Below are 25,464 nucleotides of genomic sequence, written 5' to 3' on the forward strand. Positions count from 1 at the left end.
TTGTTTTGGGAGACTGTCGGGCCTGTCAGCTATGTGAGTACATCGCGAGTCCGGGGGAGGGTGTCCGCACTTGCAGGATCGACCCCGACTCCGACTCGGTGATGAACAGCGTGTTGTTATCCACACCGCCGAAAGCGAGGTTGGTGTTGCTGATGCCTTCGCAGGAAACGATGCGTTGCAAGGGCTCACCGACCTTTGAAAGACGCCAGACGGAGCCAAAACCGGTGTGGGCGATGTAGAGATTGCTTTCTGCGTCCAGGGCCAGGCCGTCCGGGCCGCCGAGCCCGCCATGCAACTGGGAGAACACGCCGACCTTGCCGATGATCGAGCCATTGCCTAGAGGGATGCGCCAGATCTGCTGCGCCCGGGTGACGGCGATCAGCAGGTGGTTGAGTCTGGGGTCGAAAACGATCCCGTTGGGGCTGGGGATCGTGTTGATGAGGCAGCTCAGGTTGCCAGCGGCATCCAGTTTGTAGACCCGGCCGGTCGGGTCCTGTAGCCCGGTCTGGCCCTGGTCGGTGAAGTACATGTCGCCTGAAGGCGAGAAGACCAGATCGTTGACGCCCTTGAAACCCTCGGAGCCGGCAGACTCCAGAAACGGCTCAATGTGGCCGCTCTCGGCATCCAGCACCATGATCCCGCGCTTGTAGTCCGTGATGAAGATTCGCCCGTCGCGATGGATCTTCAGCCCGTTCGGCCAGCCATCGTATTCGCACACCAGTGTCCATTTACCTTCTGGCGAGATCCTGAAGATTCGCCCATAGGGAATGTCGGTCACGTAAAGGTTTCCCTTTCGGTCGAAGGAAGGGCCTTCCAGAAAGGAATCGATCAACCGGCCCTGGCGGTTGGCATCTGACCAGCTGGTGCGGCGGGGCTGGCGGTACTCGTCGGGGAGGCGTGTGAAGACGGTCGTTTCGATGACCTGAGGTGCAGGGAAGAAGCTCATGAGTTCTCCTGATCTTGGATGGGCTGAATACCCGTTTTTTGTTTTATTGAAACCTGATTTCAAAATACATAATTTTTATACAGGGTGCGATGACCGTTTTTGGGTATGTTTAGGTGGTTTATTGATTTTTGTGGAAATGACATTTCAAAAATTTGAGTGAGATGACACGCAAACGCTTTTCCAGGCAGCCGATGCCCGGCCACGGGAAGCTTCCGGCTGCAGCCGGTACGCATTGCACGTATCAGGGGGAGAGTTCGGAGGGGACGGCTTCAGCCTGAAGGGGGGAAGGCGTTCAGATCGACAGCTCGGTCCTGAAGGTGAGCGAGGTCCTGATCCGAACGGTTATTCCTGGCCATGTGGCCGAACGTGCACGAGGTGCCAAGGCTTCGGTTCCTGTGCTTTGAGAGTCAGCGAGGGCGCGTCAACGTGCGGCCTTGATATCCGCAATCATTAATCTGGATATCTTTCGCAACTGCTTGTCGGTCATGGCCGAAAACCACATCTGCCATCCCCGAGAAGAGGCGTCATAGGTGCGTGAACCTAGGGCTTGCCCGGTGCGCAGGTCACGAAAGTCGACCCGTGCATTCACCCAGGCATTGCCGGTCATGAAGGACGCCCAGAACCTGGACTTCCAGTCCAGATAGCGAAAGTTGCTGACATGGATGATCACCATCACGCCATTGCGAGACTGTGGCCGTGGTGTGCCGTCAAGAAAGACCGAGGAATAACCCGCCGCTGTTGCATCGGCCGAAAGGGCTTTCGACCAGGTTCCCTTGAGCAGATACCAGTCCGCATTGGCGTTTACTTGCCGACTGCCTACGAAGGTCACGACCAGATTGTTCTTGGCGGACTCATGGATCATCAGCGTTTCAGAGCCGCCCTGTTTGACGCGAGCTGCACAACCGGCCAGGAACAGGCTGGCGATGATGGTGACCAACAGAAGCTTCTTCATTGAATGTCCCTATTCACAGCAATGAGCTTTGAGAGTAGGACTGTTTGGCGGGTTTACCACTCGGCCTGTGGATTTGCCCCCGGCATGGGCGGACGAACACGGTGGCCCGGAAAGAAGTCGCCCGGCGTCACGCCAAACTGGACCCGGAAGGCCGAGATAAACGCCGAGGTCGACTGGTAGCCGAAGTTGAGTGCAACCTGGGTCACCTTGATGCCCTGACCCAGTTCTTCCAGCGCGCCCAGCAGGCGCAGGCGTTGTCGCCAGACGCGAAACGTCAGGCCGGTTTCGCGCATCAGGATTCGACGCAGGGTTTTCTCGGACGCGCCCAGTTCTTCGCCCCATTCGACCAGGGTCCTGTCGTCATCCGGCGAGTCCTGCAGCTTTCGGCAGAGTTGCAGGGCGCGCGGGTCCTGCGGCAAGGGGAGAGACATGCTGACTTCTCTGGCCATACGAAGCTGATCGGTCAGCACTCGCGCCAACCGGCCTTCTGCCCCTTGTTCGTCGTATTCAGTGTCCAGCGTGCAGAACTGTTTGATGAGTTCATGGGTGAGGGGCGTGATCTCGATCACCCGACAGTGATCGTTGGCGGAGCCGAAGAGGCTGGCGTCGAGATAGAGACTGCGCATTTCGGTATGGGCGAAGCTCAAGACTTCGTGGTCCATTTCCGCCGGTATCCACACTGCCCGCTGGGGCGGCGCGACGAAGCTCTCGCCGGGGGTATGCACATGCAGGACTCCGGAAATCGCATAGGACAGTTGAACCCAGGGATGCCTGTGCATCCGGGTCCGTTCCGCGCGTGCCAGAGACTCGGTGCGTGCATATAAAGGACGGGGCAGGGCATGCAGAACCGGCACCAGCCGTTCTGGTACGGGAAATTGTCCGTTTATAGACATTTCTTGCCCTCATCGCGTTAGCCGGATATTTCGATCAAGGCTAAGGTACGCGGGCAATTCTGACAATAACAGGATCCCTATCATGGCCCGTTCGCGTTTCTTGCCGGACAACTTCACTCTGACACTGGTGGCGGTCGTCGCTATCGCCTCATTTCTACCGGCACGCGGTCAGATCTCCGTGGCATTCGACTGGATTACCGAGATTGCCATCGGCCTGCTCTTCTTTCTGCATGGTGCAAAGCTTTCGCGGCAGGCGATTCTTGCCGGCGCAGGACACTGGCGTCTTCACTTCCTGGTATTCCTGTGCACGTTCGTGCTGTTCCCGCTGCTCGGCCTGGCCCTGAAACCGCTGCTGTTACCTCTGGTCGGCAGCGAGTTGTACATGGGCTTCCTGTACCTGTGCGCGCTTCCTGCAACCGTGCAGTCAGCCATTGCGTTCACCTCGCTGGCCAGAGGCAATATTCCCGCCGCCATCTGCAGCGCAGCAGCCTCGAGCCTGATCGGTATCTTCATCACACCGGTGCTGGTGGCCTTGCTGATGGGCGTTCATGGCGACGGCGGTTCGACCGTCGAAGCCATTCGCAAGATCAGCATTCAGCTTCTCGTACCCTTCGTGGCTGGCCAGATCGCTCGTCACTGGATTGGCGAATGGGTCGGTCGCAACAAGAACTGGCTCAAGTTCGTTGACCAGGGCTCCATCCTGCTGGTGGTGTATTCGGCCTTCAGCGCGGCCGTGATCGGTGGCCTGTGGCAGCAAGTGCCGCTGATGGTTCTGGGCGGAATCGTACTGGGCTGCTGCCTCCTGCTCTCACTGTCCCTCGGCATTACCGCACTGCTGGGCAAATGGCTGGGCTTCAGCATCGAAGACCGCATCACCATCCTGTTCTGCGGCTCCAAGAAAAGCCTCGCGACTGGCGTACCCATGGCACAAGTGCTGTTTGCCGGTAGCGCCATCGGCCTGCTGATCCTGCCGCTGATGCTGTTCCACCAGATCCAGCTCATGGTGTGTGCATCGCTGGCACAGCGTTATTCGCGTCGTCCTGAAGAGATTGCCGAACCGGCTGGTGAACGTGTGTCGGCCGAGAAAGTGCAGGGTGGGGCGGTGAAAGGCTGAGGCGGGGAGGCGTGTTGCGCTGACGTACTCTGTTTGGGGTACGTCTGAAATGCTTGAAGAAATGGAGCGGGTAGAGGGAGTCGAACCTCTATTGGGCATTTCCGTCCTAAAGCATGTATCCGTGTAGTGATCTCCTTCCCCCAAGACCGCTTCTTACGGAGGAATAGCTGGCTTTTCGATTGTGTACCATGGTGCACCTTGATATTCAGTACCCCCAGAGGCCGATTGTAATCCTCCCCTGCAAACTGCAACTGGGCTGTTTGGGCATCGCCCAGCTATTTCCCGAGGATGAGCCGACTCTCATGATCAAGCGGTTGCTGCACGCGATACCCTTCTGCCAGCGATAGGAGATGTAATTGCCATTCGCCACTCAGCGTGAGTGTGGATTATCGGACGAAGTAGTACTTTGCCATTGGCCGTACGCCATGGAGAACGGGGTTGATAGCGCCTGATGAATTGGCGTTCAACGGGCCCGCCAATCTGGACGGCCATCTGAATGATGGCGTCCTAAGAAACCTTAGATGCCGTGCAGAGGAAAGAGCAGCGCGCGACTCTGATGGAGGCGCAACGATAACTTTAATTGCGCATTGAAACTTGAGCCGCCGTGTGAAGTGCCTGAGCCAGTGTCAGGGCTGATGCGCGCTGCGGTCGATTCTTGGCGTGCTCGATGTAGTAGTTTCCAGGGCCAGGCGTTCTAGGAATGAGCGGACAAATCTCCAGCCCCAGTGAGGTAGCCAATGGCATGCATACGGGCATTGGACCGACGGCCAAACCAAGCCCTTGACTCACCATCATCATTGCCAGAGGTGTGGTGTCGACGGTCTCAAGTTTCAAATGTTTGGTGGGCAAGGGCCCAAAGTTATGGCTCAGTAAGCCCATCCACCCCATTGAGTGCGAGGTCATTTCAAGGAGCTTGAAGCCTAAAAGGTCATCCAGGGATAGCAGATTTGGCAGATCCTCTTTTCGGCAAACGACTCCGTAGGAAAGGCTCATCAAACGTCCGGGATGCTGGACAAGGTTTGGGGCCTCTCCAAAACATATCGACAAATCCGGATCTGCCCGACGCTGAGAGCCGTCCATCATGAGCTCAACGCGGATGGAGGGATGGTCACGCTCGAAATCCGCCAGAACGAGTGGTAACCAGCTCAATGACATCAGTTGACTTGCTAGGAGAGTGACGCGCTCCACCCTAAAAGGGGCGAACAAGGAAGCAGCTTTGCTTTCGACCGCACCGAGAGAAATCTGAACGGTCGGCAGGAAGTCTGCGCCCTCTGGTGTCAGCAGTATGCGATTGGCTGTTCTTTCAAACAGTGGGCGACCAAGGCTTTGCTCAAGAGCAAGGACCTGCTGGCTGACTGCTGCACCCGACATGTGAAGCTCTTTTCCGGCTTTGGAGAAGCTCTCATTGCGGGCAGCTGCCTCGAATACACGCAGCCAGTTCAGCGATGGGATAAGGGATCTGTTCATGTGGAAGAGCATAAGAACAGCTTCTGCTAAGGTCAACTAGATAGCATATATAAAGAGTCTGACTCCGTTGATATAGTTCTCGCCAGCGTTTTGCTACCTGCCCTTTGCCAATAACCCTAACGATATGGGGAGCTAGGAATGTTCAAACGTCACGCATTACTTATTTTGGGGATTGCTAGTTTCGGTTTGAGCGTCGCATATGCCGATCAAATGCCCAGTCACATCACCATCGCGACAGAAGGAGCTTACGCTCCGTGGAATTTCACGAAGCCAGATGGCTCTCTGGATGGCTATGAGGTTGACCTGACAAAGGCGCTTTGCGAGCGCATGCAGGTCAAATGCGACCTGGTTAGCCAAGAATGGAAAGGGATTATCCCAGGGCTGGCGCTAGGTAAATATGATGCAATCATTGCCGGCATGGGCGTTACCGAAGAGCGAAAAAAAGTGGTGGCGTTCTCCAAGCCGTATGCAAAATCACCTAATGGCTTTCTGACCAGCAAGGACAGCGATCTTGCAGGACTTCCTGACGCAGGGAAGGAGTTCGATTTGAACACGGACAAGGCGTCTGCCGAGGCAGAGCTTGAAGCTATTAGATCCCGCTTGGCCGGGAAAGTGATCGGTGTGCAAACCGGTGCTACTGCTGCTTACTTCGTAAAGCAGTACTTCAAGAATGAAATCGTCAGGGAATACCCCTCTTTTGAACAGTTGGGGCTGGAGTTGTCGGCTGGCAGAATCGATGTCGCAGTGGCCAGTGTGACGGCTTTCAAGGCCGTTCTCGACTCGCACCCGGACGGTAGCCTGGTTTCTGCCGGGCCAAGTTTCAAGGGTGGGGTTCTCGGGCTTGGTACCGTGAATGTTGCACTGCGGCCAACGGATGACGCACTGCGTAATGCCATGAACACTGCGATCGACTCTCTTAACGCTGACGGGACTAACAAGGCGTTGGCCGAAAAGTGGTTCGGCGTCGATATCTCCATTAAATAAAAATAACGAATAAGCAGGGCCGTCATGAATTTCGTGGCGCGCTTTGCTGCGCCTGAAAAATACTGCCCTTAATAAATGTCATGCGTTAAACATGCAAGTAAGCATTGTCTGGAGCAGCAATGATGAGCATCGCAAAGTTCAGTTTAACCACCTTCCTCGTGTCAATTGGCACCGTGCAAACGGTGTCAGCTAGCGACCAGTCAGATTCATCAGGGTTCGTGGCGGGTAGTAAGGCTGCTATCAAAACACGTAACTTTTACATGAACCGAGACAACCGGGCTTCCGGGGCAGTTCAAAGCTATGGTGAAGAATGGGCGCAGGGATTTATCGGGACATTCCAGTCAGGTTTCACTCAAGGAACGGTAGGCTTTGGTGCGGATGCAATAGGGATGTTTGGGGTGAAGCTCGATACGGGGCGTGGCCGCTATGGCTATGGCACCAATCTGATGGAAACCGATAGCAGTGGCCCCAAGGATGAGTACTCAAAGGGAGGTGGTGTACTGAAAGTGAGGTTGTCTAACACCGTACTGAAGTACGGAACGCAGGTATCCACAATCCCGGTGGCATATACATCTGATAGCCGACTGTTGCCGGAGACGGTTACCGGTACGACAATCACCAGCAAAGAGATCAAAAACCTGACGCTTGATGCTGGCCATCTTACTGGGTTGACCACCAAGAATCAGTCGACGTACGACACCGCACGCATGACGTCCGTCGATTATGTGGGCGGTGCGTATAAGTTCTCGAATTGGGCTCCAGGGCTTACCGGTAGTCTGTACTACGCAAAGACCGACGACTATTTTAAAAAATACTATGTGAACGGTAACTACCAGTTCCCGCTCTCAGGTAAGCAATCTATCGAAATTGACCTCAATGCCTATGACACCCAAAGCATTGGCAAGGCTAAGTATGGCGACTTGGATAACCTGATCTGGAGTGCTCAAGTTTTCTATCGAGTTGGCCCTCATGCGTTCTCTGTCGGCTATCAGAAGGTGTCGGGCGAGGGGGATTACACCTATGGCATCGATGGTGGATCCAACTACTGGTTTGGTAACTCGATTCAATACTCTGACTTCGACTACGAGGACGAGAAGTCCTGGCAGCTTCGCTATGACTACGATTTTTCAGCCATGGGTGTCCCCGGCCTCGGCTTCATGACCCGTTACGTTAAAGGTTCCGATTTCAAGGACGGAAAAGGCAACGATATTGACGGAGCCGCCTGGGAGCGTGATGCCGAGTTCCGTTACATTGTCCAGAGTGGCCCAGCCAAGAATCTGTCGTTCGCTCTGCGTCAGGCGAGCTACAGAAGTAGTGAGCGGGGAGGGCAGTTGGACGAGGTGCGTCTGATTACGAACTACACCTTCAACATTTTCTGATTGTTCCCTGTGCAGCTAACGGGCCGACAAATGCCCGTTAGTTCTCTTCTGTCTAGGCGTGCCAGTGCTTGGCGTCCAATCGCCGATCAAGCGCCGTTCAGGCCGCTTCTTTGTCCTGTAGGCGCTAGCCCCCAGCTAGCCGCCCCTGCTTCCTCTTGCCAAGTCATTCCGCCCCCTGGTGTGCTCCTGGGCTTTGTACGAAAAGTGGCTGTGCTCGGTGATGCTGCGTTAAAAACAGGCTCGTGCGCGAGTCCGATCGGAATGCTCATTTACAACACGTAAAGTCGAGCGCGACTCCGACCGTTCCTCGCCGTTTTTGCCTTGCCTGACCTTCGCTCGCCGACTTTTCGTACAGAGCCTGGTATTCGTATCTCAAGATTGGTGGGCGCAGCACTCACCGCATGCGCCTGTGTGCGCTCAACAACTCTCAACCTCGCTGCATCGCAATCGATCGTACGTGAGCAGCGCCCGCTGAGATGCTCGGCAATGCCTTGGTATAAAGTCAGTGGTTTAGCGTAAGTAATACTTTCGCTGAGGTAAATCAGATGACGTATATAAAGGTGCTAGAGGCGCTGGTATAGTCGCCTCAAGCCATTTGGCATTGCCGTCAATCTCAACCAAACATGACAGGAAACTTGGCATGTTAAAGAAAATCTTATTTTTTTCGCTGGCAGTGTCAGCTTCAACTATGAGTGTGGTTAGTGCACAAAACCTGCCCGCACATATCACGATCGCCACTGAAGGCTCCTATGCACCATGGGCATTTACAAAGCCAGATGGTTCATTAAGTGGTTATGAAATTGATCTCGCTAATAAGTTGTGTGAAAGAATGCGGGTGAAGTGCGATATCGTGGACGGTGAATGGAAGAGTCTGATTCCAGGTTTAATACTCGGAAAATATGACGCCATCATGGCGGCGATGGGGGTCACCGAAGAAAGGAAGAAAGTCGTCGCATTCTCCGAACCCTACGCCAAATCCCCAAATGGGTTTTACACGATTAAAGACGGCGCAGTGGAAGTGCTTCCCGGCTCTGGCTTGAATTTTGATTTGACTTCAAATGCTCAAGACGCAGTGGCGGCAATCGATGCAGCCAGGAACAAGCTAGAGGGCAAGGTTATCGGTGTGCAAACCGGCTCCACTGCAGCTTATTTCTTGAAGGAGTACTTCAAGGATTTTGATGTTCGCGAGTATCCAACATTCGATCAACTGGGTTTGGAGCTGTCTTCCGGTCGCATCGATGTCGCTGTTGCGAGTGTGACAGCGTTTAAAGCCGCTATCGATGCTAATCCCTCAAGCAACTTTGTTCCTACTGGCCCGACCTTCCAGGGTGGGGTGTTAGGGCAAGGTACGACCAACGTAGCGTTAAGTCAGTCCAATCTGGCGCTGCGTGAAGCCTTCAACTCGGCCATCCAGTCTCTTAACGACGACGGCACTAACAAAGCCCTGGCCGAGAAATGGTTCGGCGTGGACGTATCCACACACTGATCTCACTAGCCCCTAGGTTTTGTACGTAAAGTGGCTGCGCTCGGTCAGGCGGCGTTAAAAACCGGCTCAGAATGCTCATTGACAACCCGTCAACTCCGCTTCCTCGCCGTTTTTTGCCTTGCCTGACCTTCGCTCGCCGACTTTTCGTACAGAACCTAGAGCGGCTATTCAACGATAACGCCCTGTGGGGCGATTTTTTAGGTGATGGCATGTTCGTCCCCGTTGGCGTCACGCAGGCAACATTGACTGTTTACTTTGATGGTCAGCCCATTGCGGCAAGGCAAGGTGAGACGATTGCCTCATGCCTGCTCCGTGCGGGTGTGGAAAAGTTCAGAACCACTCCGGTATCGGGTTCCCCACGACTTCCATTTTGCATGATCGGGCATTGTTTCGAGTGTGTTGTTGAAATCGAGGGTATAGGCGGTCGTCAGGCGTGCCTGTCGCTTGTTGAAGAGGGAATGCACATCCGCACGCAGCTCGGTGCTGCTGAGCTACAGGGGATCAAGCTGTGATGAACGGAGTAGCACATAGCTCGCCCGATGCGGATTTGATCGTCATTGGCGCCGGGCCTGCAGGTATGTCTGCAGCGGTGACCGTCGCTCGGGCGGGATTCAAGGTGATTGTCCTCGATATGCAGCCGACGCCGGGCGGGCAGATTTTTCGCTCGCTGGAAACGAACGTGCAGGCCAAGCCCGAGACTGACGAATTGCTTCGCGCCTTGGGGCCTGCGTACTTGCAAGGCAAGGAGTTGATCGAGAGATTCAGGGCTACTAGTGGTATCGATTTCCGGCCACTTACGACCGTTTGGGAACTGCGAGCTGATGGGACTGTTGGATGGCTAAATGGCGAGAGAGCTGGATATTTGCGTGGCGCCCGGATACTGGTTGCCAACGGCGCAATGGAGAGACCGCTACCGTTTCCAGGCTGGACGCTTCCTGGTGTCATGACAGCCGGAGCAGTCCAGACATTGCTCAAGGCAGGGCGCCTACGACCGAAAGGCCAAATTGTTCTGGCGGGAACCGGGCCGCTCATTTTCCTGCTTGCCGATCAGTTGCGTCAGTTGGGTGTTCGACCACAACTAATTGCGAGAACTGACACTTTCCGACAAAAGCTTCGGGCGATATTCAGGCTTAGATTTTCAGCCATTCCTGCCATTGTCAAAGGCATGATCTGGATTGCCAAATTGCGACTTGCCGGCGTTCAAATGTGCACCGGCGCTACTGGTCTTGTCGCCGCTGGTCATGACTGCTTGGAGTCCGTGAGCGTGACCATTTCAGGTAAGCGCCACCAACTGCCATGCGACTTGCTCATTGTCCATGACGGTATCGTACCTTCCACTGATCTAGCTCATAGCGCCGGATTGGCCATGGAGTGGCAAGCTTGCGATTCGAGCTGGAGACCTAAGACAAGTCATGACGGTCAAGCCGAGCAGGCGTCAAAAGCGTCGCTGACCGAGGGACCATGCCTCATTCGAATATCCGGCGATGCTCGTCGAATCGGCGGTGCTGACGCCGCCATTGCTCATGGAAAGCTCGCGGGACATGCAATCGTAAATGAGCTTGACGGACAGCAAGGTCAACGCCATAGCGAACATGAACGGGAGGTGCTGAGCGCCCTGGCAGCCCGTCCTTTCATTGATGCCGCGTTTCCGCGTGGTATCTCGGCAGAGCTGCCAAGCGATGACACGATCGTATGCCGCTGTGAAGAGATTACGGCAGGCCAGCTCCGTCAGACGATTCGTAATGGTAGTACTGACATGAACCATCTGCGTGGTGTTCTTCGTTGCGGCATGGGGCCATGTCAGGGGCGAAGCTGCACCGTCACGCTCGCACGATTGATGCAGGAAGCTGGTGTACAGCCTCCCTCTTCAGCGTCGCAGTTTCGAGAGCGACCACCTGTTCGACCTCTTCCGTTAGGGGCGTTGGCCACCATGACGGGGCTTGATCCCGCCCTTGCGACACTGATTTCTCTCGATGATAAACCGGCTGTGGCTTCGGAGGCCGAAGATGCTTAATCAGGGCGACGAGGTACTGATCATCGGTGGTGGCCTACAGGGGTGTGCGATCGGTTTATTCCTCGCTCGTGCAGGCTGGAATGTAACGATTGTCGAGAAAGGTATGGCGGGGCGCCATGCGTCTAGTGTGAACGCGGGTGGCTTGCGCCTGCTCCTGCGTGATGAACGTGAGTACCCGCTGGCGCTGCGTGCGATGGAAATGTGGGAAACACTTGAAGACTTCGTTGGTCCGGACGCGGCACGGCGTTGTGAGGTGCGATTGGGCACCTCTCAAATCGCTATTGCGTTGGACGAGGCTGAGATGACCTGGGCACTTGCCCGAGCCAAGGACATGATCGGCATCGGAATCCATACTGAGGAGTTGATGGACTTGAAGGAGCTGCACCACATGCTCCCGGGTCTCAATCCTGCGACGTTGGGCGCGTTGATCTCCCGTCGTGACGGGCACGCCAATCCAGCAAATGCTGCACTCGCATTTCGAAATGCAGCTGTCGCAGCCGGTGTCCGTCTGATTGAGCACTGTGGTGTCAGTGAACTTGTTCCCCTCGGTGGTGGCAGATGGAAGGTCAGCACAGACGTGGGCCTGTTTGAAGCGGAAAGGGTGATCAACTGTGCCGGAGCGTGGGGAACTGAGATTGCCGCGCTGGTTGGCGACTACATGCCCATGAAAGCTCATGCACCGACCATGATGGTCACCACCAGGGTCAAACCGTGGATCACCCCCGTGGTCATCGGAATTGACCGGCCACTGTCGTTCAAGCAAAGCGCCGCAGGATCACTGGTCATCGGGGGTGGAATTTCGGGGAAGCCGTGCCCCTCCCATGGCACCTCGTTCACCGTGATGGACAGGGCGACGGCAGGTGCTGCTGCGACTATCGAGGCTTTCCCTGCTTTAGCGGGAATTCCGGTCGTGCGGACATGGACGGGGCTTGAGGGAAAGACTCCGGACGGTATCCCCTATATCACTCCAAGCAGCAATCACGATGGGCTTTGGCACGTCTTCGGATTCTGCGGTCATGGTTTTCAGTTGGCTCCTGCTGTGGGTGAGGTTGTCGCCCAATCTTTGATAAGCGGACAAGTCGATCCGCGTCTGGCTCCGTTCACCATGGAGCGCGTTGCTCTAACAACAAAAACTGCCGCACTGTGAAGGCTTTGATATGACGCTAGATTTTTTAGTACCTCTGGGCTTTGGCCCTACTGGTTGGGGGTGGCCGCTGCTCAAAGCGTGCAGCATCACCCTGTCAGCCGCAATATGTGGTTTTTTGCTAGGAAGCATATTGGGCGTAGCCGGAGCAGGTCTAAAACTGTCGCGAGTGTGCGCGTGCCGGATGGTCGGTTCGTGTTACACAACTATCTTCCGTGGGATCCCAGAGATCCTCATCGTCTACCTTTTCTATTTCGGGGGAAGTGTTGCTTTCACCAAAGCAATGAATCTCGGAGGGTTGCCAGGTTTCTGGTCGCTTCCAGCATTTGCGATCGGCGTAATGGCTGTCGGCATAGTTTCCGGCGCCTATCAGACTGAAGCATTTCGCTCCGCCTATCTGCGACTGGATCGGGGTCAGATAGAGGCCGGTGTCTCGTGCGGTATGCACTGGATGCTGTTGCTGCGCCGCATCATTGCACCTCAAACCCTGCGTTTTGCGCTGCCTGCGTTGGGCAATATCTGGCAGTCCGCGATAAAGGAAACAGCATTGCTCTCTGTGATCGGCTTGACGGAGGTGATCCGGCAGGCGGGCCTGGCCGCAGGAGCAACTCGTCAACCACTGCTGTTCTACGGCGCAGCAGCCATCATCTATTTCGTAGTCGGCCGTGTGACGGGCGTTTTCCTGGCGCGCTATGAACACCGTCTTGCAAAGCCTTGGAGCCGTTGATTATGGATTGGCCATTCTTGCTCGACGTATTGAAGCAGCTGTTGGCTGGGGTACCGCTTACGCTTCGGCTGGCAGCCTTGGCTCTACTACTAGGGTTTGCACTTGCGGTGATCGTTGCGGCTGCAGTATCCAGCAGCGTACGGCCCCTTCGGTGGATCGGTAAAGGCTACGTAGAGGTATTCCGAGGCACGCCGCTACTGGTTCAGATTTTCCTGATCTATTACGGCCTGGGTCAGATTCCGGAGCTTCGCCAATCCTTTCTGTGGCCATTCCTGCGCGAGCCCTACTGGTGCGCAATTGTGGCACTGGCGATGAATACGTCTGCCTACACCGCAGAGATCATCAGGGGGGCCATTCAGTCGGTACCCGCGGGAGAAATCGAAGCTGCAAGAGCCTGTGGGATGTCGGGGTTGTTGCTTCGTAGGCGGATTATCTGGCCCATTGCCCTGCGCCAAGGTCTTGCCGTCTACGGCAGCGAAATGATCCTGATGATCAAGGCTACGTCGTTGGCGAGCATCATTACGCTGACCGAGGTTACTGGTATTGCCTACAAGATCACTTCTGACACGTACAGGGTCATGGAGGTATTCATCGTCGCAGGGGCAATTTACTTGGCACTTAATTTTGCAATCACCCTGGCGATCGCCCTCATTGAGCGCCGGCTTCTTGCTCACCACGCCGCTCAGCGAACTTGATCTTTCGGAGAGTCATATGACAGCTGCAATCCGCTCTAACGCAGAGCCCGCGCATTCTACTCCTGCAATCGCTACGATCGGACTTCACAAAAAATACGGCGAGATCGAGGTGTTGAAGGGGATCGACTTCAGTGCTTGCGAAGGTGAAGTGATATCGATTCTGGGTGCATCGGGATCGGGAAAGTCCACATTCCTAAGATGCCTTAATCTGCTTGAAATGCCTTCGGCTGGTCAGCTTCATATCTTTGGTGAGGAGGTTTCGCTTAAGGCAAGTCGTCATGGTCTGAGTATCGCGAACCGAAAGCAAGTCGATCGTCTCCGTACAGAAGTGGCGATGGTGTTCCAGAACTTCTGCCTGTGGGGGCATATGACCGTACTGGAAAACCTTACGGAGGCTCCGGTTCATGTACAGAAACGCCCGATTGCCCAAGTACGAGAGGAGGCCAGAGCCGCGCTTGAAAGGGTGGGGCTTTCCCATCGTGCTGACGCATATCCCGCGCAACTGTCTGGTGGCCAGCAACAGCGCGCCGCCATCGCGCGAGCTTTGGTAATGAAGCCTCGTGTGTTGCTATTTGATGAGCCAACGTCGGCGCTCGATCCGGAACTGGTAGGTGAGGTACTTCAGGTTATGAGGGATCTGGCAGGTGAGGGGAGAACGATGCTGATCGTTACCCACGAAATGGGTTTTGCCAGGGACGTCTCCAGTCGGATTGTATTCCTTGAGGAAGGGAGGATTGGTGCGCAGGGTACGCCCCACGAAATGTTCGGCGGCGGCATGAATGAGCGCTTTGACCGGTTTATCGGACGCTTCAAAGCTGACTAATCAATTGCCAGGGTAACTCTCTGGCAACCTTTTGAGAGCCCGGTTGCGTCTAACTCTACAGTTGTGACGCCGAGCGACTGTCGCCCAGAGTTTTTGTTAATGGAAGACCACGGAGCATAAACATGTCCCAGATTCATCGTATCGACGGCAACGCCCGCGTAAACCGCGTCGTCATTCACAACAGTGTTGCTTACTTCAGCGGATTGGTGGCACTGGATTTTTCCGGAGATATTCGTGACCAGACGCTCCAGGTTCTGGAGCGCCTGGAAACCTACCTGCAAAAAGCAGGTACTGACCGCTCGCATCTGTTGAGTGTTCAGCTATGGGTCAAAGACATTGCTGGAGACATCGGTGGCTTGAACGAGGTATGGAACGAGTGGTTTCTTGACCATGAGAAGCCCACCCGAGCGACGTGCCAAGTTGCCTTCGATGATCCGGATATTCGACTGGAGTTGATTGCCACGGCAGCAGTGCCAAGCTAGACGGATTGATAACCAGACCCAGTCTCCAGTCCTCCTCCACACTACTTCAGACCCATGACATGTATGACAATAAGAACCTGCAATTTATCAACAGCACTCGATCCCGGCTGCTTTTGGTCGTTGAGCCCAGATCCAGCGAGTTCTGGATTGAGAGCGGTTCCACAGTCCGGCTGCATTTGAAAGAGCCCGCCAACGTTGCAACTCTTGAAATTGAGTACTTGGCTGGAGGATTGGTGGTATACGCTGGCGAGGCCGATCAGGTAGAGGTGTATCAAAATGGCCGTCGTATGGCCCAGGATACTCGAACGCGACGTATGGCGAAGAAACTTGTCTCCTAGGTTTTGTACGTAAAGTGGCTGCGCTCGGTCATGCTGCGTTAAAAACCGGTTCGTGGGCGAATCCGATCAGAATGCTCATTGACACCCCGTCAATCGAGCGCGACTCCGACCGTTCCTCGCCGTTTTTTACCTTGCCTGACCTTCGTTCGCCGACTTTTCGTACAAAACCTAATCAGGAAATACGCCGCTTCGGCGCTCTGAGACTTTACTTGCCTATAGCGCATGTTCCACGTACCGGTTTATTCGGATGTTCTTGTTGAAGGCGCATGTTGTGAACGCTGCAACTGATAGATTGATTCCCTTGCGCAGTCGGATGTGATCAATGACCCGGCGCCTGACATCATGAGATTGCGCACTCGCATCCACTGCCCCGAATAGCTTGGCCGGTTGCATTAGATGTGTGTTGACCTTGGTCAGTAGGATTACTCTGGTGCTTCGGAGGCGGGGTATTGCGTAGGAGGCACCCTACGTGCGATTACCGCACCGGCACCAGGAGGGCCGTCAGGTATAAGGGGCCATATCCATCAATATCCCGGGCTGTGCTTGCTCTCGCCCAAGCCTGCTGCGTCCTTAATGTTTTGCGAGCCTTCCGGTGGCCAGGGATGGGAGATGGCGTTGTCGTTCGCCACTCAGTGTGAGCGTGATTTTTCGGACGAAGTAATACTTTGCCATTGGCTGGTCGCTGTGCCCGCGAATCGACAGTGCACCAACTTTTTGGGGCTTCGGGGTGGCTGGCTTTAAGGGCTGAGTGGAGATTCAGGGGGGAGGAGGCGGGGCTCGGGCGAAATCGCTTGAAGGGCCCGGAAACACGTGAAGAAAGTGGAGCGGGTAGAGGGAATCGAACCCTCAACTAAAGCTTGGGAAGCTTTCGTTTTGCCACTAAACTATACCCGCTCTAAAGCGGCTGACTTTGTATCAGATAGCTCCCTTCATTTAAAGCGCTAATTTCATCCCACCACTCATTCGGCCGCATCGCGCTCAAGGAGCCCGTTCGCCAGTCTTTGCTTTCCGTGCGCTGGCGAAAGGGTCCTTGGCTCTGTCGAGCGCCGGGTTCAGCACGCGAATGCATGGTGTTGAACCAGGGTGTAGGTCGGGCGCGATGTTTCGGCAGCGGGTTTCAGGAAGTTGAGCAATGCCTCTCGTGAGTCACGGCAGGCGGCCTTGTGTTCCATGTCCAGAAAGTGCCCGGTGGCTTCGATGGTGCTGAAGCTGCTGTTCTGCACGTATCTGGCAAACAGCACCGCGTCGTCCGCTGCGGTGTATTCATCCCAGGCACCGTTCATGAACAGGACGGGTACGTTGATGTTCTTCGCAGCCGTCAGGTAGTTGTCCGGATCGAGTTCCAGTACCTGACTGATGTGATAGTGCATCTGGTCGTATTCGTGCAGGTCCAGGCTGCTGACATGGCGATAGTTGAAGCGTTTGAACAGCGATGGCAGGTGTTTGCCGATGGTGTTGTTGATCAGGTGGCCCACTTCATAGCGGTTATGGTCGCCCAGGTGTTTCACGCCACGGTGCAGATAGTCGCGCATGTGTTCGTTGAGCACGGGGGAGAACGAACTGATGACAGCGCTCTCGATACGCTTTGGCCGGTGCGACAGGGCGATCAGGGCCGCGGTGCCACCCCATGAGAACGACATGATGTGCTCGGCGTTGAAGTGGTCGATCAGTTCCAGCAGGATCTGGCCTTCCATTTCACGGGTCAGAGGCCTTTCATGCAGGTTGTGGGGCTTGGATTTCCCTGCATAGGGTTGGTCGTAGAGCACAACGTTGAACTGCGGGTGCAGGTTGCGAACCGTCTGGGCAAATGACGCGGTGGTGGCCAGTGAGCCGTTAACCATGACAATGGTTTTTTCCGCTGCATCCGAGCGGTAAAACTCCGTGTAAACCCGAAACTGTCCTTGTATTTCAAGCACGGCGATTTCTGGCCTCATATGTCTGTCTCCTGACTGAACAAATGTGTGCATGGCGCAAATAAAAATTTGCACGGGTTTCGTGACAGGTAGGCATAGCCTGAAAGGCCCATGTCGATCCGAACAATCTGTTCGACAGGTATTGTTATTGGCGGGCATTTTGTCGTGGACCCGGAGGTCCGGTGCGGCAAAAGGTTTCTTAGAATGCGTTACTGACTTGCCAGTCACATGTGGACTGACGATTGGATTCAAGCAGGCGATCCCTGAACCCGCAAGTGCCGCCCGTACATTGATGTGGCTGTCCGCCGAATGGTCGTGACTTTTTCAGATCGACTGGATTTGCGCGTCATCCAGGGCGCAGTAGCTGCCCGGCTCTAGCTCGGGGGTGAGCGTCAGAGGGCCCATGCTTTCCCGGTGCAGAATCAATACTTTATTGTCGAAGTGACCGAACATCCGTTTTACCTGATGGTAGCGACCCTCGAAGATCGTGAGCCTTGCGCAGCGAGGTCCGAGCAGGGTCAGAACGGCTGGCTGGGTAGTGATGTTCTCGTAGGCGAAGTAAAAACCCAGGGCGAATTTCTCGACATACCGTTCGTCGATCAGTTGTTCGGTCTCGACGTAATACACCTTAGGCAGTCGGGTCTGTGGCTGTGTCAGTCGGCGTGACCACTGTCCGTCGTTGGTGATCAACATCAGGCCGGTGGTATTGAAGTCCAGCCGTCCGGCAATGTGCAGTTCGTGTTTGTCCGGCTCGTCCAGCAGGTCGAGCACCGTGGGGTGTTGCGCATCGACCGTGGCGCTCACATAGCCTTGAGGTTTGTGCAGCATGAAATAACGTGCGGTCTTGCCGGCCTGCAGCACTTCGTCGTCGAACGCTACTCGGCTGAACTCTCGTACATCATGGTGAGGATCACTCGTGACCTGCCCGTCGACCTTGATACGCCCGCTGACCAGTGCCAGGCGCACATCCTTGCGATTGAAGCGGGGCAGGTTGCTGAGGAAGCGATCGAGGCGCATGGCGTTCAAAGGGCTGTAGGGCTGGGAGGCGCATGGTACGCCTGTCAGACGGGTTTGGCCTGCCCGATGTTGGCGATGCCGGCACAACGCGGGCACAGGCAGGCCAGGTTGCGGAGCTCGACGGGCAGGGCTTCAAGCCGTGCCGGGTCGATGGTTGCCGAAAAGCACCAGCAGGCCTGATCGGCCGTGCGCGGGTCGGCCAGGGTGCAGCGATTGTTGAAGCCGCACAGGGGACACAGGTTGGGATCTTGCTCTGTTGCTGTGGTGTTCATGCCGGAACCGGGTTCTCGATACAGATCTGATTACGTCCATTGAGCTTGGCGCGATACAGCGCGCTGTCGGCGCGAGCGATCAGGCTTTGCAGGGTGTCGCCGGGTTGCAGCTCGGCCAGACCGACGCTGACAGTGACCTGCAACGGCAGCCCGGAAAAGAAATAGACATGCTGCTCGGCCAGTTCCCGGATTTTTTCGGCGATGCGCCGTGCGCCCGAGGTGTCGCTGCCCTTGAGCAGGATGATGAACTCTTCGCCCCCCCAGCGGCAAATGATGTCTGACTGGCGCAGGCAACTTTTCAGGTCATTGGCAAAACCGGCCAGCACTTCATCGCCTGCCAGGTGCCCATGGGTGTCGTTGAGCCGTTTGAAATGATCCAGGTCCAGCAGCAGGGCTGTCAGCGGTGTGGCCTCGCGCTGGGTATCCCTGAGTGTATCGATTGCCATCAGGTTGAAGCCGCGACGATTGGGCAGCCCGGTCAGGCTGTCGAGCGTGGCCTGGGTTTCCAGCTTGCGTTGATAGCTGATGAGAATCCGATGCAGGAGCAGTACGGTCACCAGTGTCACGATCAGGCAGATGAACAGATTCAGGTAGAGCGACTGGCGGACATCGTTCAGGGCTGTTTCTTCCTGTTTGTCGACAAACAGGTACCAGTCCAGCTCGGGGATGAAGCGCACGTTGAGAAAGTGGCCTTCGCCTTCGGCACTGTATTCGAATGTGCCGCTGTGAGGTTCGGGGGATGTGACCAGCAGGTCGCGCAGTGAAGGGATGTCTTTGAGGTTCTGACCAATCACGGCCCCTCGTGGTCCGCCGCCGGTGCCGGTCAGGACAATGCGTCCTTGCGTATCGACAAGGTAGACGCTGCGTTCATAGCGCTGTTGATAGCGATCGATCAGTTTGATGACCGCATCGACCGTCAGGCCGACTCCGGCAATGCCGATAAACCGGTTGTTGTAATCGAAGACTTTGTAATTGATGAAAAAGGTCAGGTTGTCTTTATTGGCCATGTCGGGATCGACATTGATTTCATAAAGCACATCACTGTTTCGTATCTGGTAATACCAGGCGTCTCGAGGTTCGTGGGCATTGATCTTTTTCAGAATACCTTTGGCCTGATAATAAAGCTGTGTGGTGTCGGATATGAAAAAGGATGTATAGGCCCCGTAATGATCCAGCACTTCCTTGAGATAACGGGTCATTTGTTCGGCGTTGCGTTCTCCCTCGACAACCCAGTCGCGCATGAATGTATCGCGCGCCATCATGGATGAAATGAGCACCGGTCGAACCAGGTCTTTCTGTATTTCGGAATAGACAGTGTCCGACGTCAAGGGCAACTCGGTATTGACGATGCCTTTGCGTATGGACTCCCGCGAGGCGTGATAGCTCAGCAGAGAGGTTGCCAGAAAGCCGCTTCCGAGCAGAAATACTAATGTCAGCAATAATGAACGGTGCGATGTCATTACAGAGTGAAGAGGCATGAAGAGTCCGATTCTTTACGATCCCTGAAAGCACGCATGTTAAATGAAACAGCGGCCCATTAATAATTGGATGTGCGGCCACGTTGTCTGTCATTTTCAATCAGGGTGCATTAATGAGTGTCGGTTTCAACACAATACCTTGATATTCCGGGGCGCGATGCAGCAATACGTCGAGTGCGGCACATCGGCAATGCACCAGAAGAATACGGTCATAATGAATACCCTGGGCAAACAATGTCTGGAACAGGTCATCCAGTGTGGGGGCGTTCATTGCAAAGCGATTACGGACGGTCAATACATCCATGGGCGTGGGCGGGAGTTGGTTCTTGAAGGGTGAAATATTGGAGTTGCGCACAATATGGGCAATGTCCTGATAGGTTTCATCGCTGACGGTCTGAAACTTGGACAGGGTGTAGTTTTTCAATCGTCCGGGCAGGGAAGTGCCAGCCATCAGTTTGTCGGTCAGCACCAGAGGCGGTAATGAGGACGGGGGAATGGCCAGGGTATTGCCGAAACTGTCCGATCGGGCGAACGGACCGATTTTTCCGCTGACCACTCGATGCAGTTTGGGGTCGATCAGCACGTACCCGTGAGGCGCAAAGGTCTGGATTTCGGTGCCGTTCGGAATCTTCACGGTAGAACTCCAGGGCATGTAATGGCCATGAGTGCTGATGACCAGCGTACGCGCCTGGCCTCTGCTTGAAGTCCAGAGCAGGAACTTTCGACCCAGTTTCCAGGCATGAATGGCCAGGCTGCCGGAGAGAGGAAGCCCGGGAATGGTCCAGACCTTGAGCACGCTGTCGGTGTGAAAGAATTTTTCCAGGCGGGTATTTCTCGGGTTCACGCTGCGACGCAGCCGTGCCGTCTGATTCAAGGGCCGGACGAAAACACCTGAACCGGTACGCACGGCGTTTCCGGCGGGTACCGCCTTCTTGCCGAGCCCTCCCAGCAGCCTTGGCGTATAGGGCGCCAGGTTAAACAGTCCAAGCGACAGGAGGGACAGCATCGCTTGCCTTTTTTCCTCAGCGCGGATGCCCGGCAGATTGGCAGAAGCGATATTCAAAGAGGCGATACCGATTTCCGTGGCCAGAGAAACCATCCAGGCTGGGGTCAGCAGCAGGGACATGGGGGCCAGCAACAATTGCAGATGATTCAGTTGTTCGGTCCAGTAGCGCAGGGAAAGCTGGGCTGAGGTCACGATCTGCTGCCGGGCCTCTTCCAGTGCGTTCCGTTTCAGTGTCTGGCGCATGAAGGCAAAGGGAGAGCCCGACAACGGGTGTTCATGAAAGGTGTGATTCAGTGCCTTGCGTACGTCGGTGTTGTAAAGGGTGTCTGTCCATGGGCGGAGGATGGACGCCGGTGGCGTCGGGGCCTGTATACCGGCCCATAGCTTGAACAGGTAATCCAGTCGCTGCTGATGACGTTGCGGGATGTAGTTCAGAACGGCCGTGCGCCATTGTTCTTTCCCGGTGGCGTGCCTGAGGTATTTCTGAAGCCCTTCGTCATGCTGAAACTCCACGAACGCCTGGGGCAAGCCGGGCTGATAAAGCACCCGGTGGTTTTTCTGAGCCCCCTCCAGTATCAGCAGCCCTGCACATTGCAGAGCCTGTATGCCTTCGGAGAATGAGCTTTTCACCTCGAACCCCAGGGTGAGCCAGCGTGCTCCTGGAGCCGTCAGTGACTGTACGACCCTGTCGAAGCCACTGCGAAGCAGGCTGCCCTGTTTGAGGCAGATGACAGCCTGTGTCATGAACAGGGTCCGGAAGGCCGCTTCGATCGTGTCGGCCTGCTGCTCCCAGAATTCATCGAGATGCGCCGACATCAGGGACAGGAAGTCGATGGCTATTATCTTGTCCTCGATGCTTTGGGCGGAGAGGGGAAGTTCCCTGTCATCGGCCCAGTCCCCTTTGCCGGTCGGGTCCAGGTACACCACGGAGCGCCCCCCATGATCGATGTAGCCTGCGGGGTACTCGACCCGATAGTTGTTGATCAGGGCTTCACTGAGACTGACGGGCTTTTCACTGGGCACATGCACGTGGGACACGGGTTGATGGACGCTGCCCAGTGGCGTGATCGAGGTGCCGCGACGATAGGCAATGAACACGTGATCCGGGTTCAGTGATGAGTCGGGGAGGGCTTCCCCCATGAGCCGAGCCGCCAGCCTGTGCGGTGAGGGAATGTGTTTGAGGATCGCGGGTTGTGTCTGCCAGAGGTCCACGGCACCTGCCAGTGCCAGACTGCGCGCAATGGGCTTGAAGGGATCGATCATGCGCGCTTCGTCGGCGTTGTTCAGCAGGTCGAGGGCAAAGGTCTGCTGTGCCTTCGTCAGGTGGCTGAACACGTCATCCATGATCGGCACGGACTGGACGGACAAGGGGAGGTTGTCGTCGTTGAAGTGTTGGCTCAGCCAGCGTCTGTGCAGGTGCGAGGCGTTGAGGGCATCCAGCAGCCTTTGCGCCATGTAGGCAGGGTCGTCGCTGATGTATTCGATGACGGCTGCCGACAGTCCGGGGGCGTGAATGAAACAATGCGAGGTGTTGGGGGAGCGGACCTGAAAGAGGCAGGGGACCTGTCTGCCGTTGAGTGACAGCATGTGGACTTCGGCAAGCTGCCCGCGAGCCCCGGACTCCAGTGACTGGAGGTCGGTGGGGAAGCCTGCGAAGCCCAGTGCATCCAGGGTCAGGTAATAGCCATCCCGGCTGATCTTTCTTCGGGCTGACTGACGGGCCAGACTGTCGAGAAAGGACAGCCTGGCCAGTGTGCGATAAGTCGCCTCATGAGTGCGCCAGAAGGTATCGAGCGTATGACGGTAATGGTCGGCCCACGGCGTGCCGGTGATGAGTTCAAACACTGTTCCGGTGGTCAGCGATGGGGCCAGGGGCGCGTCTGTTGGTACGCAGTTTTTCAAGTCCTGCTGGTGCTTCGGGTCGAGGCAGGCCAGGGCCAGCCCGGTCAGTGAAAAGCGCTGGCTGTAGCGTTCTTGCCCTTGTTCGTCGACCGAGGGGTGAGTCTGGGTCTTGAGCGTGATGTGCACATGATCGGGGTCCAGTGGCTTGCCGGTCTTTTGTCGCAGCAACCGTGACAGCTGTTCGTGAACGTGGCGACGTGGCGGCGCAGGGCAATCCATGTCCAGCTGGATGGCTTTCAGGAACAGGGCCGACTCGGCGATCAGCTTGAATCCCGGGCTTTTCCGGAGTGCCTTGAGCTGGCGCTGTATGTGCGTGGCCAGTTCGTCCGGTGGAGACGGCTGTGTCTCGGGGGCCGAATGACGAAAAGGCTCAAGGGAAAACGACCCCGAGGCATTGAGGCTGTCTTTTCTTTCCGCATCGGGCCCCGGTAGCGTGACCAGATTGGGGTGTTCCAGATCGAAGGCAAGAGGGGGGCGATCCCGGAGATCATTCATGGCAGTGACAGCGCGAAGTGGGTGATCGCTTACTATGTCGCGGGCCGTGCCGACAGCCTGGCTATCTATTTATATACAGGCGGAAAAAAAGCGGCCTGTGAATGGCAGGCCGCTGTGGATCACTGTTGTTGCAGATATGCGCGCCAGCCGCCGAGATGGCTGATATCGGTCGCCCCTTCAAGCCCGTAAGGCTCGCAGATGAAACCGCTTTCCCAGCGTCCGTCGGCCAGTTGCACCTTGCCCAGGCCCAGCGGTGCGGGGATGCCGGTCAGGAATGAACCCAGTTCTCGGCTCGGCAATTCCCAGACTTCCACCTCGATCGCGACGCCACCCTGTGCAACACGCAGCATGCCGGGACGAAACGGTGGGCCGCCTGCCAGGGCATGAAGCTGATAGTCGGGCGAGCTTTTTGTCACTTCCAGCAGGCGTGCGCCACGTTGCTTGAGTTGCCAGTTCAGCGCCAGACCGTCCAGATGTGCGCCACACACCACCAGGCGGCTCATGTCATGACGGGCCGTTGCCAGCGGCTGAGGCAACTTGGGCGTATGACCGCCAATCAACGGCAGGGCCGTTTCACGTTGCAAGGCATCGGCGACGCTGAGCAGGTACTGGTCGGTAAATGCCCGGCCGAACAGGGTCACGCCCCAGGGCAGGCCGTTGTCCATGAACGCGCTGGGCACCGCAACGGCGGCGTAATCCAGCAGGTTGACGAAGTTGGTGTAATAGCCGAGTTCCGAGTTGCGCAGTACCGGCTCGGCTTCCAGCTCCGCCAGCGTGACCGGGCGGCCTATGCTGGGTGTGACCACGAAATCCAGGCCCTCGAGCGCCTTGTCACAGATTGCCTTGAGCGCCTGTAGCCGGTATTGCGCCCGAAAGGTATCGACGCCGGTGACCGCCGGTGCCTTGGCCAGTACAGCGCGGATGACCGGCAATACGGCGTCGGGGGATTCCTGCATCAATGGCCCGGCCACGCTGTAACGCTCGGCCACCCAGGGGCCTTCATACAGCAGGCGTGCCGCTTCCAGGAAAGGCGACAGGTCCAGCGTGACGGCTTCGCCGCCCAGCGCTTTCAGGTGGGCCAGGGCTGAGTCGAACAACGCCGGCCCCTGGGAGCAGCCGAAGAACGCCAGGTCTTCGGGGCGAGGGACACCGAAACGGAACGGACGAGGGGCACCGAACGCCGAGGCGTCATTCCACAACGGGTTGCTTCGGCTGTACTCGTCACGCGGGTCCGGTCTGGCGATCAGCCCCAGTAACTGACTGGCTTCCCGAGCGGTGGCGGTGAAGGTGGTCACGCAATCCAGCGTACGGCAGGCCGGGACCACTCCCGCCGTCGAAATCAGGCCCTTGCTGGCCTTCATGCCGACCAGATTGTTCAGTGCCGCCGGTACACGACCCGAGCCAGCGGTGTCGGTGCCCAGCGAGAAACTGCTGACGCCCAGTGCCACCGCCAGAGACGAGCCGGAGCTTGAGCCGCCGGACGGGTATTCCTTGAGCACGCTGTTGGGGCAGGCACCATAAGGCGAGCGGCTGCCGTTCAGGCCGGTCGCGAACTGATCGAGGTTGGTCTTGCCCATGGGGATGGCGCCCAGCGCGATCAGTTGCTCGACAATGGTGGCCGAACGTTCCGGTACATAAGCGTACGCCGGGCAGGCGGCTGTGGTGGGGACGCCCTTCAGGTCGATGTTGTCCTTGATGGAAAACGGGATGCCATACAGCGGCAGTTCCTCGACCCGGCGGCTTTCCAGTGCCGCCAGATACGGTTCCAGTTCCGCCAGGCTCAACAGATGGATGAACAGGTGAAAGTCTGGGTTCAGGGCTGCGGCCTTTTCGTGCAGGGCCAGGATCAGTTGCCGAGGCGTGAGCTGGCCGGACTGGTAGGCGGCACGCACGGTGTCCAGTCGCAGATCACTTAACGATACGTTGTGGTTCATGGC

The 25,464-nt window shown here is 56.4% G+C and carries 22 protein-coding genes and 1 tRNA gene; 12 read left to right on the forward strand and 11 right to left on the reverse strand.

The features are described from left to right. Positions 1 to 25 precede the first annotated feature (25 nt). The gene (locus ACIPY9_RS05980) at positions 26 to 946 is read right to left on the reverse strand and encodes an SMP-30/gluconolactonase/LRE family protein (RefSeq protein ID WP_400697996.1); all 921 of its coding nucleotides are present in this window, start codon (positions 944 to 946) and stop codon (positions 26 to 28) included. Between ACIPY9_RS05980 and ACIPY9_RS05985 the strand changes: the two genes are divergently transcribed. Next, complete coding sequence (locus tag ACIPY9_RS05985; protein ID WP_400697999.1) at positions 945 to 1,106, forward strand: hypothetical protein; 162 nt, start codon at positions 945 to 947, stop codon at positions 1,104 to 1,106. The two genes, ACIPY9_RS05980 and ACIPY9_RS05985, sit on opposite strands and share 2 nt — an antisense overlap. Before the next feature lie 261 nt (positions 1,107 to 1,367). Here ACIPY9_RS05985 and ACIPY9_RS05990 read toward each other — a convergent pair whose 3' ends face one another. Continuing rightward, complete coding sequence (locus ACIPY9_RS05990; RefSeq protein ID WP_400698001.1) at positions 1,368 to 1,898, reverse strand: hypothetical protein; 531 nt, start codon at positions 1,896 to 1,898, stop codon at positions 1,368 to 1,370. A 53-nt stretch (positions 1,899 to 1,951) separates the two neighbouring features. After that, positions 1,952 to 2,791 (reverse strand): AraC family transcriptional regulator, encoded by an 840-nt coding sequence (locus tag ACIPY9_RS05995; RefSeq protein WP_400698004.1) that lies wholly within the window; start codon positions 2,789 to 2,791, stop codon positions 1,952 to 1,954. 82 nt (positions 2,792 to 2,873) lie between these two features. Between ACIPY9_RS05995 and ACIPY9_RS06000 the strand changes: the two genes are divergently transcribed. Next, positions 2,874 to 3,905, forward strand: a complete 1,032-nt coding sequence (locus ACIPY9_RS06000; RefSeq protein ID WP_400698007.1) for a bile acid:sodium symporter family protein — start codon at positions 2,874 to 2,876, stop codon at positions 3,903 to 3,905. A gap of 576 nt (positions 3,906 to 4,481) precedes the next feature. Here ACIPY9_RS06000 and ACIPY9_RS06005 read toward each other — a convergent pair. Beyond that, positions 4,482 to 5,372 (reverse strand): LysR family transcriptional regulator, encoded by an 891-nt coding sequence (locus ACIPY9_RS06005; RefSeq protein WP_400698010.1) that lies wholly within the window; start codon positions 5,370 to 5,372, stop codon positions 4,482 to 4,484. Between the two features lie 138 nt (positions 5,373 to 5,510). Between ACIPY9_RS06005 and ACIPY9_RS06010 the strand changes: the two genes are divergently transcribed. The 10 genes from ACIPY9_RS06010 (at position 5,511) to ACIPY9_RS06055 (ending at position 15,106) form a co-directional block, all read left to right on the forward strand. Then, a complete protein-coding gene (locus tag ACIPY9_RS06010; protein WP_400698012.1) occupies positions 5,511 to 6,356 on the forward strand; it encodes a transporter substrate-binding domain-containing protein in 846 nt (281 codons plus the stop codon). Between the two features lie 122 nt (positions 6,357 to 6,478). Next, the gene (locus ACIPY9_RS06015; protein ID WP_400698015.1) at positions 6,479 to 7,735 is read left to right on the forward strand and encodes an OprD family porin; all 1,257 of its coding nucleotides are present in this window, start codon (positions 6,479 to 6,481) and stop codon (positions 7,733 to 7,735) included. Positions 7,736 to 8,375: 640 nt separating this feature from the next. Next, positions 8,376 to 9,221 carry a transporter substrate-binding domain-containing protein gene (locus ACIPY9_RS06020; RefSeq protein WP_400698018.1) on the forward strand — a complete coding sequence of 282 codons (846 nt, stop codon included), beginning with the start codon at positions 8,376 to 8,378 and terminating at the stop codon, positions 9,219 to 9,221. Between the two features lie 71 nt (positions 9,222 to 9,292). Beyond that, positions 9,293 to 9,733 (forward strand): (2Fe-2S)-binding protein, encoded by a 441-nt coding sequence (locus ACIPY9_RS06025; RefSeq protein ID WP_400698020.1) that lies wholly within the window; start codon positions 9,293 to 9,295, stop codon positions 9,731 to 9,733. Continuing rightward, complete coding sequence (locus tag ACIPY9_RS06030) at positions 9,733 to 11,235, forward strand: FAD-dependent oxidoreductase (RefSeq protein WP_400698023.1); 1,503 nt, start codon at positions 9,733 to 9,735, stop codon at positions 11,233 to 11,235. The genes ACIPY9_RS06025 and ACIPY9_RS06030 overlap by 1 nt, the downstream gene beginning before the upstream one ends. Continuing rightward, complete coding sequence (locus ACIPY9_RS06035; protein WP_400698025.1) at positions 11,228 to 12,382, forward strand: NAD(P)/FAD-dependent oxidoreductase; 1,155 nt, start codon at positions 11,228 to 11,230, stop codon at positions 12,380 to 12,382. The genes ACIPY9_RS06030 and ACIPY9_RS06035 overlap by 8 nt, the downstream gene beginning before the upstream one ends. Before the next feature lie 10 nt (positions 12,383 to 12,392). Then, positions 12,393 to 13,106, forward strand: a complete 714-nt coding sequence (locus ACIPY9_RS06040) for an ABC transporter permease (RefSeq protein ID WP_400698027.1) — start codon at positions 12,393 to 12,395, stop codon at positions 13,104 to 13,106. 17 nt (positions 13,107 to 13,123) lie between these two features. Further along, positions 13,124 to 13,801, forward strand: a complete 678-nt coding sequence (locus ACIPY9_RS06045; protein WP_400698029.1) for an ABC transporter permease — start codon at positions 13,124 to 13,126, stop codon at positions 13,799 to 13,801. A gap of 16 nt (positions 13,802 to 13,817) precedes the next feature. Continuing rightward, complete coding sequence (locus tag ACIPY9_RS06050) at positions 13,818 to 14,624, forward strand: ABC transporter ATP-binding protein (protein WP_400698032.1); 807 nt, start codon at positions 13,818 to 13,820, stop codon at positions 14,622 to 14,624. A gap of 122 nt (positions 14,625 to 14,746) precedes the next feature. Continuing rightward, positions 14,747 to 15,106, forward strand: a complete 360-nt coding sequence (locus ACIPY9_RS06055; RefSeq protein WP_400698035.1) for a RidA family protein — start codon at positions 14,747 to 14,749, stop codon at positions 15,104 to 15,106. Between the two features lie 1,158 nt (positions 15,107 to 16,264). Here the strand turns inward: ACIPY9_RS06055 and ACIPY9_RS06060 are convergent. The 7 genes from ACIPY9_RS06060 to atzF form a co-directional block, all read right to left on the reverse strand. Next, positions 16,265 to 16,338: transfer RNA gene (locus ACIPY9_RS06060), tRNA-Gly, on the reverse strand. 158 nt (positions 16,339 to 16,496) lie between these two features. Further along, entirely contained in the window at positions 16,497 to 17,378 is an 882-nt protein-coding gene (locus ACIPY9_RS06065; protein WP_400698037.1) for an alpha/beta fold hydrolase, read from the reverse strand. Positions 17,379 to 17,681: 303 nt separating this feature from the next. Then, positions 17,682 to 18,374, reverse strand: coding sequence for a pseudouridine synthase (locus ACIPY9_RS06070; protein ID WP_400698040.1), 693 nt, complete (start codon positions 18,372 to 18,374; stop codon positions 17,682 to 17,684). A gap of 44 nt (positions 18,375 to 18,418) precedes the next feature. Then, positions 18,419 to 18,646, reverse strand: coding sequence for a cysteine-rich CWC family protein (locus tag ACIPY9_RS06075; protein WP_400698043.1), 228 nt, complete (start codon positions 18,644 to 18,646; stop codon positions 18,419 to 18,421). Then, the gene (locus tag ACIPY9_RS06080) at positions 18,643 to 20,124 is read right to left on the reverse strand and encodes a diguanylate cyclase domain-containing protein (protein ID WP_400698046.1); all 1,482 of its coding nucleotides are present in this window, start codon (positions 20,122 to 20,124) and stop codon (positions 18,643 to 18,645) included. The genes ACIPY9_RS06075 and ACIPY9_RS06080 overlap by 4 nt, the downstream gene beginning before the upstream one ends. Positions 20,125 to 20,224: 100 nt before the next feature. After that, positions 20,225 to 23,527 (reverse strand): dermonecrotic toxin domain-containing protein, encoded by a 3,303-nt coding sequence (locus ACIPY9_RS06085; RefSeq protein WP_400698049.1) that lies wholly within the window; start codon positions 23,525 to 23,527, stop codon positions 20,225 to 20,227. Positions 23,528 to 23,646: 119 nt separating this feature from the next. Further along, on the reverse strand, positions 23,647 to 25,461 hold the full coding sequence (gene atzF / locus ACIPY9_RS06090; protein WP_400698052.1) for an allophanate hydrolase: 1,815 nt from the start codon (positions 25,459 to 25,461) through the stop codon (positions 23,647 to 23,649). Positions 25,462 to 25,464 lie beyond the last annotated feature (3 nt).

Source organism: Pseudomonas sp. NPDC089734, from assembly GCF_044748865.1.
In the GTDB taxonomy this organism is placed as follows: Bacteria; Pseudomonadota; Gammaproteobacteria; order Pseudomonadales; family Pseudomonadaceae; genus Aquipseudomonas.